The sequence below is a fragment of the Nonomuraea sp. PA05 genome, assembly GCF_008086045.1.
Classification (GTDB): domain Bacteria; phylum Actinomycetota; class Actinomycetes; order Streptosporangiales; family Streptosporangiaceae; genus Nonomuraea; species Nonomuraea monospora.
In genome coordinates this window covers 209,708-224,969 of the sequence record NZ_VSEY01000016.1, presented here as the reverse complement: position 1 = coordinate 224,969, position 15,262 = coordinate 209,708, and the positions used below count along the sequence as shown (strand labels likewise).

Annotated in this window: 15 protein-coding genes; 8 read left to right on the top strand and 7 right to left on the bottom strand. The window is 72.7% G+C overall.

Annotation, left to right across the window (positions count from 1 at the left end):
• Positions 1-17 precede the first annotated feature (17 nt).
• Positions 18-995 (top strand): MvdC/MvdD family ATP grasp protein, encoded by a 978-nt coding sequence (locus tag FXF51_RS25715; RefSeq protein ID WP_148437211.1) that lies wholly within the window; start codon positions 18-20, stop codon positions 993-995.
• 25 nt (positions 996-1,020) lie between these two features.
• Positions 1,021-1,983 carry a TIGR04500 family putative peptide maturation system protein gene (locus tag FXF51_RS25710; RefSeq protein ID WP_148437210.1) on the top strand — a complete coding sequence of 321 codons (963 nt, stop codon included), beginning with the start codon at positions 1,021-1,023 and terminating at the stop codon, positions 1,981-1,983.
• 7 nt (positions 1,984-1,990) lie between these two features.
• On the opposite strand, the gene FXF51_RS25705 is transcribed toward FXF51_RS25710, so the two are convergent.
• Together FXF51_RS25705 and FXF51_RS25700 are read right to left on the bottom strand one after the other, a co-directional pair.
• Positions 1,991-2,743, bottom strand: coding sequence for a hypothetical protein (locus tag FXF51_RS25705; RefSeq protein ID WP_148437209.1), 753 nt, complete (start codon positions 2,741-2,743; stop codon positions 1,991-1,993).
• On the bottom strand, positions 2,740-3,240 hold the full coding sequence (locus tag FXF51_RS25700) for a SigE family RNA polymerase sigma factor (RefSeq protein ID WP_148437208.1): 501 nt from the start codon (positions 3,238-3,240) through the stop codon (positions 2,740-2,742). Before FXF51_RS25700 ends, FXF51_RS25705 begins: the two co-directional genes overlap by 4 nt.
• A 313-nt stretch (positions 3,241-3,553) precedes the next feature.
• On the opposite strand from FXF51_RS25700, the gene FXF51_RS25695 reads away from it, so the two are divergent.
• Both FXF51_RS25695 and FXF51_RS25690 read left to right on the top strand, forming a co-directional pair.
• A complete protein-coding gene (locus FXF51_RS25695; protein ID WP_262379836.1) occupies positions 3,554-5,122 on the top strand; it encodes a PP2C family protein-serine/threonine phosphatase in 1,569 nt (522 codons plus the stop codon).
• Complete coding sequence (locus tag FXF51_RS25690) at positions 5,119-6,132, top strand: B12-binding domain-containing protein (RefSeq protein WP_148437207.1); 1,014 nt, start codon at positions 5,119-5,121, stop codon at positions 6,130-6,132. The genes FXF51_RS25695 and FXF51_RS25690 overlap by 4 nt, the downstream gene beginning before the upstream one ends.
• A 1-nt stretch (position 6,133) precedes the next feature.
• Here the strand turns inward: FXF51_RS25690 and FXF51_RS25685 are convergent, their stop codons facing one another.
• Positions 6,134-6,520 carry a hypothetical protein gene (locus tag FXF51_RS25685; protein ID WP_148437206.1) on the bottom strand — a complete coding sequence of 129 codons (387 nt, stop codon included), beginning with the start codon at positions 6,518-6,520 and terminating at the stop codon, positions 6,134-6,136.
• A gap of 20 nt (positions 6,521-6,540) precedes the next feature.
• Positions 6,541-8,370, bottom strand: a complete 1,830-nt coding sequence (locus FXF51_RS25680; protein ID WP_148437205.1) for a rhamnogalacturonan lyase — start codon at positions 8,368-8,370, stop codon at positions 6,541-6,543.
• Positions 8,371-8,704: 334 nt separating this feature from the next.
• Between FXF51_RS25680 and FXF51_RS25675 the strand changes: the two genes are divergently transcribed.
• Positions 8,705-10,234: an N-acyl-D-amino-acid deacylase family protein gene (locus FXF51_RS25675; RefSeq protein WP_148437204.1), complete on the top strand. Its 1,530-nt coding sequence runs from the start codon at positions 8,705-8,707 to the stop codon at positions 10,232-10,234.
• Positions 10,235-10,245: 11 nt separating this feature from the next.
• Here FXF51_RS25675 and FXF51_RS25670 read toward each other — a convergent pair whose 3' ends face one another.
• Positions 10,246-11,487, bottom strand: a complete 1,242-nt coding sequence (locus FXF51_RS25670) for an MFS transporter (RefSeq protein ID WP_148437203.1) — start codon at positions 11,485-11,487, stop codon at positions 10,246-10,248.
• 170 nt (positions 11,488-11,657) lie between these two features.
• On the opposite strand from FXF51_RS25670, the gene FXF51_RS25665 reads away from it, so the two are divergent.
• On the top strand, positions 11,658-12,875 hold the full coding sequence (locus FXF51_RS25665) for a cytochrome P450 family protein (protein ID WP_187414562.1): 1,218 nt from the start codon (positions 11,658-11,660) through the stop codon (positions 12,873-12,875).
• On the opposite strand, the gene FXF51_RS25660 is transcribed toward FXF51_RS25665, so the two are convergent.
• A complete protein-coding gene (locus FXF51_RS25660) occupies positions 12,809-13,462 on the bottom strand; it encodes a TetR/AcrR family transcriptional regulator (RefSeq protein ID WP_148437201.1) in 654 nt (217 codons plus the stop codon). The two genes, FXF51_RS25665 and FXF51_RS25660, sit on opposite strands and share 67 nt — an antisense overlap.
• 84 nt (positions 13,463-13,546) lie before the next feature.
• Here FXF51_RS25660 and FXF51_RS25655 point away from each other — a divergent pair, with 84 nt between their 5' ends.
• Entirely contained in the window at positions 13,547-13,819 is a 273-nt protein-coding gene (locus FXF51_RS25655) for an antibiotic biosynthesis monooxygenase (RefSeq protein WP_148437200.1), read from the top strand.
• A 12-nt stretch (positions 13,820-13,831) separates the two neighbouring features.
• Here FXF51_RS25655 and FXF51_RS25650 read toward each other — a convergent pair whose 3' ends face one another.
• Positions 13,832-14,773, bottom strand: coding sequence for a LysR family transcriptional regulator (locus FXF51_RS25650; RefSeq protein ID WP_148437199.1), 942 nt, complete (start codon positions 14,771-14,773; stop codon positions 13,832-13,834).
• 72 nt (positions 14,774-14,845) lie between these two features.
• Here FXF51_RS25650 and FXF51_RS25645 point away from each other — a divergent pair, with 72 nt between their 5' ends.
• Positions 14,846-15,235, top strand: a complete 390-nt coding sequence (locus FXF51_RS25645; protein WP_148437198.1) for a RidA family protein — start codon at positions 14,846-14,848, stop codon at positions 15,233-15,235.
• The last annotated feature ends 27 nt before the right edge of the window (positions 15,236-15,262 follow it).

Below are 15,262 nucleotides of genomic sequence, written 5' to 3'. Positions count from 1 at the left end.
CGGCCGAGGGGGGCCACATGCTACTGATTCTCAGCGAACCCGGCGACACCACCGTCCGCATGGTCCTGCCCAAGCTGAAGGCCAGGGGCGCCGAGGTCGTCTGGTGGGATCCCGGCCAGTACCCGGGCCTCGCCCACCTGACCGCCCGGTTCGCGGCGGGCGGAACCGAGCTCGGGCTGGTCACCGGCGGCGAGACCGTCGATCTCGGCGAGACGACGGCCGTGTGGAACCGGCGGCCGGGACAGCCCGCCGCCGCGTCGCACGTCACCGCCGCCGACCTGCGGGACCGCGCGGGGGAGCTGTCGGAGTGGTTCCTCGAAGGCTTCTGGGACCTGCTGGACGCCCGCTGGCTGCCGGCCAGGCACCCGGTGCTGCGCAGGGCGCACAACAAGCTGGTCCATCTGGCGCTGGCCCAGCGGCTGGGCTTCGCCGTGCCGCGTACCGTGATCACCAACGACCCGGCCGAGCTGGTGCCCGCCTACGAGCGGGCCGGCGGGCGGCTGATCGCCAAGCCCGTCGAGTACGCCCCGTTCGAGATCGACGGCGCCCGGCACACCGTCTACACCACCGTGGTGCAGCGCAGGGACCTCGCCGGCCGCGCCGGGCTGGCCCACGAGCCGACCATCCTGCAGCCGTACGTGCGCAAGGCCGTCGAGCTGCGCGTCACCGTCGTCGGGCGGCAGGTCTTCACCGCCGAGATCGCCTCGCAGGACTCCCCGCGCACCCGCGACGACTGGCGCCACTACGACTTCGACCGTGCCCGCCACAGCGTGCACCACCTGCCCGACGACGTCTCCCGCCGGTGCGTCGACCTGGTCGCCGCGCTCGGCGTGACGTTCGGGGCCATCGACCTGATCCTGACCCCGGACGGGGAGTACGTGTTCCTCGAGATCAACCCCAACGGACAGTGGGCGTGGATCGAGGACCTGACCGGCCTGCCGATCAGCGACGCCGTCGCCGACTGGCTCACGGCCGGAGAAACGGACGCGCCATGACCGCACCCTTGAGAGTGGATGAGCCATGACCGCACCCGACCTCGGCCCCGTCCTCCACAGCGGCGTCAACCTGCTGCGCGAGCTGAGCCGCAGGCGCACCGCCGTGGCGGAGTCCCGCCGCGCCGCCGCCGCGTGGGCCGCGTCGCATCCCGAGCTCGCCGCCCAGCTCGTCACCAACCCGCGCCCCGGCTCGCCGATCGTCGACTACGACCTGCTGATCGACGACCCCGCCGGCGGCACCATCATGCTCGGCGTGCAGCCGGACGACGGCGCGTCCTGGCTGGTCGACCACTCCACCCACTGGGCCGCGGGCAACCTGCTGACCGTGGACGGCATGCAGGTCTCCACGCCCGAGGCGATGCTGATGCTCCGCTCCCTCACGCGCCCAGGGCTGTCGCCGCAGGAGGAGCTGGTCCGGTTCTGCGTCCTGCGCAACGCCGCCGCCAAGGAGGACGTCGGTCTCGACGACGTCCAGGCCGCCGCGGACGGCTTCCGCCGCCGCCACGGCCTCACCAGCGGCGAGGCGATGCGCAGGTGGCTGGAACGCATGGGCATGAGCGCCGAGGCGTTCCACGACCACATGACCACCGGCGCCAAGGACGAGCGGTTCCGCACCCGGATGCGGGCGGAGCTGGCGGCCGGCTACCTGGCCCGGCACCGCGAGCGGTTCGCCAGGGTGTGGGCCGTGTGGGCGATCTCGGCGGACGAGCCGGTCGGCGTGGACGAGCTGCACGGCCCCCTCGACGGCCGGTGGGACGTGCGCCTCACCAGGGCCCAGGTCTGGGCGGGCGAGCTGCCCGAGCCGCTGCGCGAGGCGTCCGCCGTCGGACCGGTGCCGTTCGAGGGAGGCTTCCTGACCGGGGTGGTGCTCAAGCGGGAGGAAGCCGTGGCGGACGCGGCCACGCTGGCCGCCGCGGGGGCGGACGCTTTCGAGGAGTGGCTGGCCGACGCCGCCGAGCAGGCGCGGGTCACCTGGCACTGGCTCTGAACGCCCGCTACCTGGCGGGACGGTCGTAGATCCCGACCGCCCACCTGCCGGGACGGTCGCCCAGCTCGGCCAGGAGCCGCTCGCGTACCTTCGGGTTCATCAGCGCGTGGAGCTGGGCCGACTCGTCGCAGCCCGTGTCCTTGCCGAACATCCGGCAGCCCGTGACCGCCTTCGCCACCTCCCGGACCGGGGCGTCCGAGGGAAAGACCCAGACCTTCAGCGTCTGCGGCCCATCCAGCCAGCCGCCGGGTGCGGACAGCTCGTCGTGGTGCATGCCGCCCCTGCCGTCACCGCACCGTGCGGCGCCGCCGCCCGACTCGCCGCCCTTGAGCCGCTCCGTCGTGACGACCCAGGCCCTCGGGTCCTCGCAGAGCACCTTGGAGCCGGTGTAGGTGCTGGTCGGGGTGAAGGTGACGGTGCGGGCGCCCAGCATGTCGAAGCGTTCGGAGTGAAGGAGGGGCATGTCGAACTGCTTCGCCCCCAGCCGCACCTCGAACTTCGCCGGCACCTCGGGGACGGGCCGCTCGACCTCCGCCGAGTCCACGGGCTGCTGGGCGACAGGAGGCGCGGCCGGGCGCAGTTGCACGCCGGCCAGGGCGACCGTCGTGACGGCCAGCGCCGCCGCGCCCGTCATGAAAGCCCGCCGGGTGCGGCGGACGCGGCGGCCGCGCCGGATGATCGCGTCGAGCCCGGCACCGCCGCCGTGTTCCCCGGCCCGCCTGGTCAGCAGCTCTCGCAGGTCGCTCTCGGTGTGCGTCATCGCTTGACCCTCTCCACGTTCATGCACCGAATGTCCGGATCGACCCGCAGGCGGCTCAGCGCGCGGCTGAGCTGGCTCTTCACCGCTCCCAGCGAGCACCCGACGATCTCCGCGACCTGCGTCAGCGTGCGTCCCTCGTAGTAGTGCAGGACGATCACCGCCCGCTGGCGCGGCGAGAGCGCGCCGATCGCGCTCCACAGCGCCGCCTGGTCGTCCACCTCGGCCGCCGCGTCACGCGGATCGGCGGTCTCGGGCAGCGCCTCGGCCGGCACCTCGCCGCGCCAGCGCCTGCGCCACCACGACGTGTGGGTGTTCACGATGATCCGATAGACGTACGGGTCGGGGTTGCCCTCGATCCGCCGCCAGGCCAGCCAGGCCTTCGCCAGCGCCGTCTGCACCACGTCCTCGGCCGTGCCCCAGTCACGGGTGAGTAGGTACGCCATCCGGCACAGGCGTAGCTGCCGGTGAGCCACGTACTCGGCGAACCCGTCGTCCATCCGTCATCTCCGTCTCGTCGGCCATCCAGTGATGACTACCGGTTGGAGGGCGGATTCGGATTACAGCGACTTTTCGAGCAGGAGGGCCGCGAGCCGGGCGAGGTCCTGTTCGCCCTGGTCCAGGCGGGCCAGCGCGCGGCTGACCCGGACGCGGTTGCGGTAGCGGCTCACCGGCATGCCCACGTGGCCGGCGCGGTCTGCGCCGCCCAGGTCACCAGAGTGAAAGATCCTGCAAAGAAGCGATATGGCGGCAAGAGAGCCCCGGTGCACCGGCGGTAGCGTGAGCAATCCGGGGGTCTCGCAGGATGGTGCCATGGTCGGGATGGTGTGGGAGGACGCGCCGTACCCGATGCTGGCGGTCAGCACGGCGGGGGTCGTCGAGCAGGCGAACAAGGCGGCCCGGCTGCTGCTGTCCGGCACCGGCGTCGGCGAGCGGCTGGAGCGGGCCGCGCCCGAGTGGCTGGCGCGGGCGCACGACAGGCTGGCCGCGGGAGGCCGCGCTGACGGTGAGGAGCCGTGCGGCGAGTTGGCCGGCCGGGTGTTCCAGGCCCATGCCGTGTACGCGACGGGCGACCGGATCGTCTGGTGGCTCATCGACGTCACCGGCAGGCAGCACGCGATGGACTCGCTGCGCGAGTGGACCGCGTTCATGGCCGAGGCCTCCGACGAGCTGCTGCCCTCGCTGAACCTCGACCGCTGCCTGGAGGTGACCGCCTGCCTGGCCGCCCGCCGCCTGGCGGACGCCGCGCTGGTGGTTTTGCCGAGGGCGGGCCGCCGGTACGCGATCGCCCGCTGCGCCGCCGCGGGCGAGGCGGCCACGTGGGAGACGGACATCGACCCCACTACGCTGCCCGGCCTGCCCGAGGCGTTGCAGGGCTTCCCGCCGGTGCCCACCCGCTGGATCGACCCGGAGGAGGCCCCCGGCTGGGTGCTCGGGGACAGGCGCGCCGGGGTGGGCTCGGTGGCGGTGGCCGCCCTGCCGGGCCACGGGCTGCCCGCGGGGGCGCTGGTGCTGGTGCGCGGCGCGCGGGCGGGCTTCTCGGAGGACGAGCGGATCTTCGTCCGGCTGTTCTCCCAGTGGGCGGGCTCCGCCATCTCGGTCGCCCGCCTGTACGTCGAGCAGGCGGTGATCACCGAGACCCTGATGGCCGAGCTGCTGCCGCCTCCCACGCCGGCGCTGAACGGGGTGGAGCTGGCGGCACGCTACCGGCCCGCGGGCCCCAGCGAGCGGGTCGGCGGCGACTTCTACGACGTCTATCCCGTGGCGGGCTCGGGACAGGAGTCGCTGGTGGTGCTCGGCGACGTGGCGGGCAAGGGGCTGGAGGCGGCCGTGCTCACGGGCAGGATCCGCAACACCCTGCGCGCCCTGCTGCCGCTGGCCGACGACCACCACCGCATGCTGGAGCTGCTGAACGGGGTGCTCGTCACCGACAGCGACCAGGCCCGGTACGTCACGCTGGTGCTGGCCTCGTTCCAGCACTGCGGCACGCGGGTGGCGCTGCGGCTGACCAGCGCGGGGCACCCGCCGCCGCTGATCATGCGCAATGACGGCCGCGTCGAGACCGTCCCGGCCGTCGGCACGCTGATCGGCGTGCTGGACGACATCACCAGCGTCACCGACTCGGTGGTGCTGGAGCCGGGCGAGACCTGCCTGCTCTACAGCGACGGCATCATCGAGGCCAGGGGCGGCCCGCTCGGCCACGAGTTCTTCGGCGAGGAGCGGCTGAGCGAGCAGCTCCGGCACAGCGCGGGCATGCCTCCCGAGGCGGTGGCGGAGCGCGTGCAGATGCTGGCCTCCGAGTGGGTCGGCGAGGGCGAGCACGACGACATGGCGGTCGTCGCCATCTCGGCCCCCCGCAGAGCAGGAGAGGGACAGCCATGACGGACGGCGTCGAGGAGCGGGTGGAGGCGCTGTGGGCGGCGGCCATGGCCGGTGATGAGCACGCCGCCACCGCCGCGGCGACGGACGCGCTCGACGCGGGCATGCCCATGGAGACCCTGCTGCTGGAGGTCGTGGCCGCCGTGCAGGCCCGCGTCGGCCGGGAATGGGCGGCCAACCGCCTCTCCGTCCCCCAGGAGCACGCGGCCACGGCGGTCAACGAGCGCGTGCTCGCCGCGCTGGCGCACCGCCTGCCCCGTCAGGACGGTCCGGGCAGGGGACGGATCATGGTGGCGTGCATCGACGGCGAGTGGCACGCCTTCCCCGCGCGGCTGCTGGCCGAGGTGCTGCGGGTGCGCGGCTGGCACGTCGACTACCTGGGCGCCCAGGTCCCCACGCCGCACCTGGTCGCCCACCTGCACCTGACGAATCCGGACGCGGTGGCGCTGTCCAGCTCGCTGGCCATCCGGCTGCCGGCCGCGCACGCGGCGATCACCGCCTGCCAGGCGGCGGGCACGCCGGTGGTGGCCGGAGGCGCCGCGTTCGGGCCGGACGGCCGCTACGCACGTCTGCTCGGCGCCGACGCCTGGGCGCCGGACGCCCGCGCCGCCGCCGACCTGCTGGCCGCCGGGCCGCTGCCGCGCCGGGCCGGCTCCCGCGAGGAGCCGCTGGGGCTGGCCGACCGGGAGTACACCGAGCTGACCCGCTCCGCCGGGGACGTCGTCGGCGGCATCGTGACGGACCTGGCCCGCGGGCCCGATCCGGCGGGCTGCACCGAGCAGCAGTTCGGGCAGCTCGCGGACCAGGTGGCCTACCTCGTCGACTTCCTCCGGGCCGCCCTGTACGTGGACGACCCGAAGCTGTTCTCGGCGTTCGTGGGCTGGATGCGGCACGTGCTCATGGCGCGCGACATTCCCGAGTCGCTGCTGCCGGCCGCGCTGGACGCGCTGTCCGGACGCCTCGAAGGGTTCCCGCGCGCCCTCGACATGGTGGCACGAGCCAGGCGCCCGTGAGCTACCGCTCGGGAGGCAGGGCGAAGTAGTCCTCCGGATCGTCCAGCTCGAAGCAGTGACTGCCGGGCAGCGGCAGCGGGTCGTCGAGCGAGATGTGCTGCACCTCGCCCGCCAGGAGCAGCCCGTCGGGGCGGTCCCGCGACGGCTGCTCGGCCCGCGTCCGCGGCTCGCCGGGCGCGAGCTCGCCGTCCCGGTCGAGCAGCAGCCAGATCGCGTCGTGGACGTCGCCGACGAACTCGGCCGCGTCCTCCTCGGTCGCCCTCGGATCCTGCTCGCGGTAGGCCGCGCGGGCGGTCGCGAGGAAGCGTTCCAGGTCCACGATCACCACGTCGCGGCGGGTCCGGACGCTGATCTTCATACCCTGCACGGGAGCGATCCGCTCGTCCATCGCCTCAACGTACAGGATCCCTAGCGCACGTAGATGTCGGGACGCGGCGCCGCGGGCATGCGGTCGCCGAGGAAGAAGCCGGTGTGCGGCGGCTGGTTGTAGGCGGTGTTCTGCCACGCCACCGACACGCGGTAGAGCGGGTCGTGCATCAGCGTGTAGATCCGCCGGTCCGTCGGCGTGGTGGTGGAGTAGACGCGCAGGGCGGTGTTGTTGCTGGTCGGCCAGATGACCTCCTCGCGCCAGTCGCCGAACAGGTCGGCCGACAGCGAGGGGGTGGCCTTGGTGCCGTTGTTGGAGTGCACGCCGGAGGCGGTCAGCAGGCGGGTGTCGGCGGTGGTGCCGTACTTGTCGATCCGGGTCTGGTCGAGCAGCTCCCTGACGGGATCGGCGTCCCACCAGATGAGGAAGTTCACGGAGGACGGCTCGCGCCCGGCGTTGTTGCCGGTGACGCTGCGTAGCTGGGTGTCGGCGGCGGACCAGAACTCGCCGGCCACCCTGACCGTCGAGATGTCGCCCGCCACGCCGCGGCCGTTGTCGGAGCCGGATGGGGTGGACCAGAGGATCGAGCCGTTGCGCGGGTCGATGTAGAGGGAGCCGGGCTGCGAGGCGGACTCGCTGACCTTGAAGTACTCCAGGCCGGCCCTGGCCGGGTCGAGGTCGCCCAGGTGCTGGGCGTCGCCGTGGCCGGTGCGGGTGCTCCACATGCCGGTGCCGTTGTCGTTGACGGCCATGGCGCCGTAGACGATCTCGTCGCGACCGTCCTGGTCGACGTCGCCGACGGACAGGCTGTGGCTGCCCTGCCCGGCGTACTGCGAGCCGGCGGAGTTGCTGTCGAACGTCCAGCGCTTGGTGAGGGCGCCGTTGCGGAAGTCCCAGGCGGCGATGACGCTGCGGGTGTAGTAGCCGCGCGCCATGATCAGCGAGGGCCGTTCGCCGTCCAGGTACGCGGTCCCCGCCAGGAAGCGGTCCACCCGGTTGCCGTAGCTGTCGCCCCACGAGGAGACGGTGCCGCGCGGCGGGTCGTAGTTGACGGTCGACATCGCGGCGCCCGTCAGGCCGTTGAACATGGTCAGGTACTCGGGGCCGCTGAGCACGTACCCGCTGGAGTTGCGGTGGTCGGCGCTGGAGCTGCCGATCACCGTGCCCGCGCCGTCCCTGGTGCCGTCGGCGGTCTTCATGGCCACCTCGGCCCGGCCGTCGCCGTCGTAGTCGTAGACCTGGAACTGCGTGTAGTGCGCTCCGGCGCGGATGTTGCGGCCCAGGTCCACGCGCCACAGGCGGGTGCCGTTCAGCCGGTACGCGTCCACGTACACGTTGCCGGTGTAGCCCGACTGGGAGTTGTCCTTGGCGTTGGACGGGTCCCACTTGAGCACGATCTCGTACTGCCCGTCGCCGTCCACGTCGCCGACACTGGCGTCGTTGGCGCTGTAGGTGTAGGCGACCCCGTCGGGGGTGGTGCCGCCGGACGGCGGCTGGATGGGCACGTCCAGGTAGGTGCCGCCGGTGAAGCGCAGCGAGGCGGGCGAGGCGGCCTGCTCGGCCCCGTTCACGACGGCGCGGACGGTGTAGGAGGCGTCGGCCGCGGCGCCGCTGTCGAGGTGGTTGGTGGAGCTGGTCAGGCCGGTGGCGATCCTGGTGGAGCCGCGGTAGAGGTTGAAGGAGACGCCGTCGGGGTCGGTGCCGAGCAGCCGCCAGGAGACGAGGTTGCCGGAGCCGGATCGTACGCTGATCAGCCCTCGGTCCAGGTCCTCCATCTGCTTGGTCGGCGGCGCGGCTTGGGCGGGGGCGGTGGGGATCGTGATCGCGGTCAGGGCCAGGGCGGTGGCCGCGGCGGCCAGGTGTAAGCGCATGACTTTTTCCTTCACAGCAGCGGGTAAGCGCTTTCCCGATAGACGAAAAGAAAGTTTCATGGGGTCGGCGAGGCAAGTGATAGCGCTAACAGGCTGGCGCGGAGATTGCGGGCGGTGGAAAATGATGCCCGACCTGCGGGGATGGTCACAGGGGCTCCTTGTCGGCGGCAGGGGTGGCTGGGTCAGCGCCAGGGCGTATTTAAAGCCAGCCGGTATCCGATCCGCAAGAGCGTCCTTGCTGCTTCTTGACTTCGGTGTCACGGCGGCCGTGGAACCTCCAACGGCGTCCGGCGTTGTAGTACGTGACAAGATTTCTTACTCCAGGGCGGATTGCATGGTCGATCTCATCCTTCGCGGTGGCACCGTGTACGACGGCTTAGGCTCCCCGGCCTTCATCGGAGACGTCGCCGTCTCAGGCGGCTGGGTGATGGAGACGGGACGGCGGCTCGGCGGCGCGCGCCGGGTGATCGACGTCACGGGCCTGGCCGTCGCGCCCGGGTTCGTGGACGCCCACGCGCACTCCGACCTGGTGCCGCTGATGGCGCAGCCGCAGCCGTTCAAGCTGCTGCAGGGCGTCACCACCGAGATCAACGGCAACTGCGGCTTCTCCTACGCGCCCGACGCCTCCGTGCTGGCCGAGGTGACGGGCGCGGCCGTGCCCGACTGGATGTTCGCCGAGTACCTGGAGGCGATCACCGCCGCCGGGCCGACCAACCACATGGCCACCCTCGTCGGGCACTCGACGCTGCGCGCGGCCGTGGCCGGGTTCGACGAGCGCCTGCGCGACGGCGACCTCGACAGGATGTGCGACCTCGCCACGGCCGCCTTCACGGCGGGCGCGTGCGGGCTGTCCAGCGGGCTGATCTACCCACCAGGCGGGTACGCGGGCACCGACGAGCTGGTGGCGCTGGCCGCCGTCGCCCACGGGTTCGGCGTGCCGTACGCCACGCACCTGCGCGACGAGGGCGCAGGGCTGGCCGCGGCGCTGGACGAGGCCGTCGAGGTGGCGCGGCGGGCCCGCGTGCGGCTGCAGGTGTCGCACTGCAAGGTCGCCGGCCGGGCCAACCACGGGCGGGCCAGGGTGTTGCTCGACCGGCTGCGCGAGGCCCGGACGCGCGGCGTGGACGTGCGCGGCGACCAGTATCCCTACGTCGCCGGCGCGACCGTGCTGGCCGCCCTGCTGCCGCCGTCCGCGCTGGCCGGCGGCCGGGTGCGCGAGGCGCTCGCGGTGCCCGCCGAGCGGGACCGGCTGCGCGCCGTGGCCGAGGCCGGCGGGACGGGAGCGGGCCTGTGGCAGGACGTCACACCGGCCGACGTGCGGGTCACCGCGCACGCCGAGCCCTCCTACACCGGCCGCTCGCTGGCCGAGATCGCCCGCAAGCTGGAGGTGGACCCATGGGCGGCCACCTGCGCGCTGGTGGCCGCCGACCCCGCCGCCACGATGGTCGCCTTCCTGATGGCCGAGGAGGACCTGGCCGAGATCATGGCCGACCCGCTCATCGGCATCGGCTCCGACAACGGGCTGCCCGCCGGGCTGGAGCACCCACGTACGTGGGGCTGCTTCCCGCGCTTCTTCGGCACGTACGTGCGGGAACGCCAGGTGATCTCCTGGGAGGAGGCCGTGCGCAAGGCGACCTCCGCGAACGCCGACCAGTTCGGCCTGCGCGGGAGAGGCTGGCTGGGCCCAGGCGCCTGGGCCGACATCTGCGTGTTCGACCCCGCCACCATCGGTCACGCGGGCACCTACGCCGCCCCGTCCGTCCGGCCGACCGGGATCGTGCACGTGCTGCTGGAAGGGCGGGTGGTGGTGGAGTCCGGCGAGTTCACGGGCGAGCGCAGAGGCCGCGTCCTGCGGCAGCGCTGACTCCCCGCGTCCTATGGCAGCGCTGATTCCGGCTCGCGCGGCGTCGTCGCGAGGTGCCGGGCGCGCAGCAGTGGGACGGCGGCGGCCATGCCCAGCGCCGTGGCCAGGACAAGGCCGGTGAGCAGAGGCAGCGGCGAGGAGGCGTCCTCGGCGAGCCAGTCGCCGGGCAGGCGCAGCAGAGTGCCCGCGATCTCACCCAGCATGACCAGGGCGACCAGCGTGCCGCCCACCCGGCCGAGCAGCCGGTCGGGCGTGATCGCCTGGCGGTGGCTCAGCAGCGCGATGCTGACGACGATCAGACCTGCCGTCGGGACGAGGTTGCCGAGCGTGTACCACCACCACCCGCCGGGCCCGCCGGACAAGGCGAGCAGCAGGATGAACGGCTGGCTCGCCAGCAGGGCCGCGATGGCCAGCCGGTAGGCGCCGAGCCTGCGGTGCAGCAGCACGGCCACCAGCGCCCCCAGGGCGGTCGCGCCGTAGAGGGTGACCATCATGGACAGCGAGAGGTTCCAGTAGTCCGCCAGCGCGCCGCGCGCCGCCCCCTCCATCTCTTCGGCGAACCCGCCGGTCAGGCTGGTCACCATGACGCACAGGGCGATCGCGCGCAGCACCGGCTCCCGGAAGGTGAACCGCAGCCCTTCCATCGTCTCCCGCCAGAGCCCGGTCCTGGGCAGTGGCGGCTCCTCGTCCGCCTGGACCCCGCGGTAGGCCGCCGCCGCGCAGGCCGCCGCCACGCCGACGGCGACGGCGAGCGTCAGGCCGTCGCCGTCGGCCCAGGACAGCGCGGCCCCGATCGCCATCATGAGGAGCAGCGGCAGCACGTGCAGCACGGCGTTCGCGGTCACCAGACGGTCGCGGCCGACGATCGACGGCAGGTACGCCTGCTCACCGACCGGCGCCAGAGCCGTCACGGCGGACATCGTCACCAGCACGGCCGTGATGACCGGGCCGCTCACCGCGTCGGGGCCCTGCGCCGCGCCGGTGGCCGCCGCGAGCGCGACCGCGCCCACGAGCGCCAGCGCGACCACCGCGGTACGGCGGCTGCGCGCCCGGTCCACGAGCGTCCCGAGCAGCGGCGCCACCAGGACCGCCGCGACGAGCATCGTCACGCTGCGCAGGCTGTACACGCCCATCGGCAGATCCCGCAGCCCGAACAGGACCGGAACGCTGTACGTCAGGAGGAGAGAGAAGAGGGCGGCGGCGAGGCCGAACAGCGGAAGCCGCCGCGGACGTAACGGGCTGGAACTGATCATCCGGACATCTTCCTACAACGCCGATGACTCTTTGTTGAAGTCGTTCCGTAGCGTTTTGTAGCCGCGGCGGCAGGTGTCGCCGACCGCGTGGTGACATGACGCCGAAGCGGTATGGCCGGGGTCGTTTGCAGAGCGGACAGTTGAAGTCCCTCCGACACGGGAGACTGCGCATGGAACCCCTGCCGATTCCGGCCCCTGGTGAGCGAACCTCACAGACCGTCCGCCGCTTCAGGGACGAAGGCGGCCCCGTCGTGCCCATCGAGCTGCCGGGCAAGGTCAGCGCCTGGATGGTGTGCTCCTACGACAGCGTCAGCGAGGTGCTGCTCAACGACGGCACCCTCTACAGCAAGAACTCCCGCAACTGCCCCGCCCTGAACGACGGCACCATCCCCCCTGACTGGCCGCTGCGCCAGCTCGTCGAGGGCGACCACCTGCTGACCCAGGACGGCGACGACCACCGCCGGCTGCGCGGCCTCATCAACCGCGCGTTCACGCCCGCCCGGGTGGCCGCCATGGCGCCGCGCATCCAGCAGATCACCGACGGGCTCCTCGACCGGCTGGCAGCCGAGGGCGAGGTGGTCGACCTGGTGCGGCACTTCAGCGAGCCGCTGCCCATCGCCGTGATCTGCGAGCTGTTCGGCGTGCCGGAACAGGAGCGCTACCAGCTCCGCGAGTGGACGAACGTGCTGCTCTTCCACACCGCCAGCCCGCAGGAGGCCGCCACCGCGGCGGGCGACATGCTGGCGTACCTGGGCGCGTTCATCGAGCGCAAGCGCGCCGAGCCGGGCGACGACCTCACCAGCGGGCTGATCAAGGTGCAGGAGGACGACGGAGACCGGCTGTCGGACGAGGAGATGTTGTGGATCCTGTGGCTGGTGCTCATCGCCGGTCACGAGACCACCGTGCACATGCTCGCCAACACCGTCATCGCCCTGTGCGGCGACCGCGCCCAGCTGCCGGGACCCAAGGATCAGGAGGCCTGGGAGCGGGTGGTGGAGGAGGCGCTGCGCAGCCGTAGCTCGGTGATCAACGTGCTGTTCCGCTACCCGCTCCAGGACGTGCGGGTGCTGGGCACGGAGATCCCGGCCGGCGTGCCGATCGTGGTCGCGCTCGACGGGGCGGGCACGGATCCGGCCAGGTACGGCCCGGACGCCGCCAGGTTCGACGCCTCGCGCGAGCCGGACGTGCACGTCGGCTTCGGTCGCGGCCCGCACTTCTGCCTGGGCGCGCCGCTGGCCAGGCTGGAGATGCGGATCGCGCTGTCGTCGCTGTTCGGCCGCCACCCCGGTCTGCGGCTCGCGATCGGGATGGACGACATCGACTACACGCCCTCGCTCATCACCGAGGGGCCCATACGGCTGCCCGTGGTGCTCGGCCCCCGGAGCTGACCGGTGAGGTGGTGCTGGACGACGGGGCCCAGGACGGACGCGGCGTCCTGCCTCGACAGCGCGGCCAGCGGCCCGATGCGCAGCACGTAGCGGGCCGTGGCCACGCCCAGCAGGTAGGCGCCGGCCAGGGCGGCGCGCAGCTCGGGCTCGTCGGCGTCGATCGCCTTGGCCAGGGGCAACATCACGGCGTCCGTCATGAACGCCGTGACCATGGCCGACGCGCTCGGCGCCGCCGCTGCCGCCCGTACCACGGCCAGCATCCTGGGCCCTGAGTGCGGGTCCTCCCACAACTCCAGGTAGCGGCGGGCGAGGCGGACGCCGAGGTCGGCCACCTCGCCCTCGCCGGCCAGCGTCACCAGGTCGCGCACGGGCGGGTCGGCGCGCAGGGCGGCGTCGAAGAGCCCGTCCTTGCTGCCGAAGAACTGCAGCACCAGCGCGGGATCGACGCCCGCCTCCCTGGCGACGCCGCGGATCGTGGTGCCGTCGTAGCCGGAGCCGGCGAAGCTGCGCTGCGCGGCTTCGAGTATCTCCTCGCGCGTACGTGTCGCGCCGGGCCGCCGGCCGCCCGCCCTTGGTTGTCGTGGCATGCGATCAGCGTAACTCACCACTGTTGAGTTAGTCGTGCTACGGTTTAACTCAACAGCGTTGAGTTTCTTCTGAGGGGTCCGGCCATGGAGTACCTGCTCATCAGGCAGCGGTTCACCGACTACGACACCTGGCGCGCGGCGTTCGAGGAGCTGGCGGAGGTGCGGGCGGCGGCGGGCATGCGCACCGTCCTGGTCAGCGTCGACGCCGAGCGTCCCGAGGAGGCCGTCGTGCTGTTCGAGTGCGAGGACGCGCGGGCGATGCGGCAGCACTTCGCCTCCGACGCGCTCAAGGAGGCGCATCGGAAGGCGGGGGTGGTGCCGGGCAGCAATCAGGCCAGCGTGCTGCTTCCGCGGTGACGGCGGGTCGCGTCAGAGCAGCGTCTCCAGGAGGCCGGTGACGAGTGGGTCGGCGTCGCCCACCCGCCAGGCCACCGCCACGCTCGTACGTCCGTCATCCGCCGCTCCGCTCGTGCGGTCGGCGCCCGCCGCCCCGTTCCTGCGTCCGGCATCCGGCGCCAGGCGGCGGAAGGCCACCCCCTTCAGCCGGATGCGGCGGATGCTCGCGGGCGCCACCGACACGCCCAGCCCGGCCTCCACCAGCGCACACACGGTCTGCCACTCCACCGCGTGCTGCGCCACCTCGGGCACGAACCCGGCGTCCCCGCACATCCCCACGATCCGGTCGTACAAGCCGGGCCCGTGCTCGCGCGGCAGCAACACGAACGGCGAGCCCGCCAGCCGGGCGAGCTCCACCGCGCGCCCGGCGGCGAGCGGGTGCGCGGCGGGCAGCACGGCCACGAACGGCTCGCGCAGCACGGTCGCGAACGCCAGCTCAGGCTCGTCATCCGGCGGCTCCCGCAGCAGCCCGACATCGATCCGCCGCTCGCGCAGGGCGGCGAGCTGCGGCGCCGTCGTCATCTCGTGAATCTCGATGCGCACCCGGGGGAACCGCTCCCGGTAGGCGCTCAGCAGCTCCGGCAGGATCGTCAACGCCAGCGACGCCGCGAACCCCAGCCGGATCCGCCCCGCCCGCCCGCTGCCCACGGCCCGCGCCGCCGCCAGCCCGCCCGCCAGCTCGTCCAGCGCCCGGCGCGCGGCCGGCAACAACTCCCGCCCGGCGGGCGTCAGCGCCACCCGGCCAGGCGTCCGGCTGAACAGCGCGTGCCCCACCTTGCCCTCCAGCCGGCGGATCTGCTGGCTCAACGGGGGCTGCGCGATGCCCAGCCGGTCGGCGGCATGACCGAAGTGCAACTCCTCGGCCAGCACCACGAACGCGTGCAACTGTGCCAGCGGCAGTTCCGGGCGATCCATACCTCCAGAGATATCAGGTCAGCCAGCTTCCCGTCTTAGACGTATCGGGGCTGGTCACGTACCGTTCTGCGCATGACGGAGCGACGCGCCATCCTCAGCGGATCCACGTTCGAGGAGCAGATCGGATACGCCAGGGCCGTGGTGGACGGCGACTGGGTGCACGTGTCGGGGACCACCGGGTTCGACTACACGACGATGACCATCTCCGACGACGTGGTGGAGCAGGCCAGGCAGTGCCTGCGCAACATCGGCCAGGCGCTGGAGGAGGCGGGGTGCGGGTTCGGCGACGTCGTCCGCGTGCGCTACATCCTGCCGGACCGGGACGACTTCGAGCCGTGCTGGCCGGTGTTGCGGGAGTGCTTCGGTGCGGTGCGGCCCGCCGCGACGATGCTCATGTGCGGGTTGTCGGACCCGCGGATGAAGATCGAGATCGAGGTGTACGCGCGGCGGCACACGACCTGACCAGCCCGGACCCGGCCTTGGGCGTCA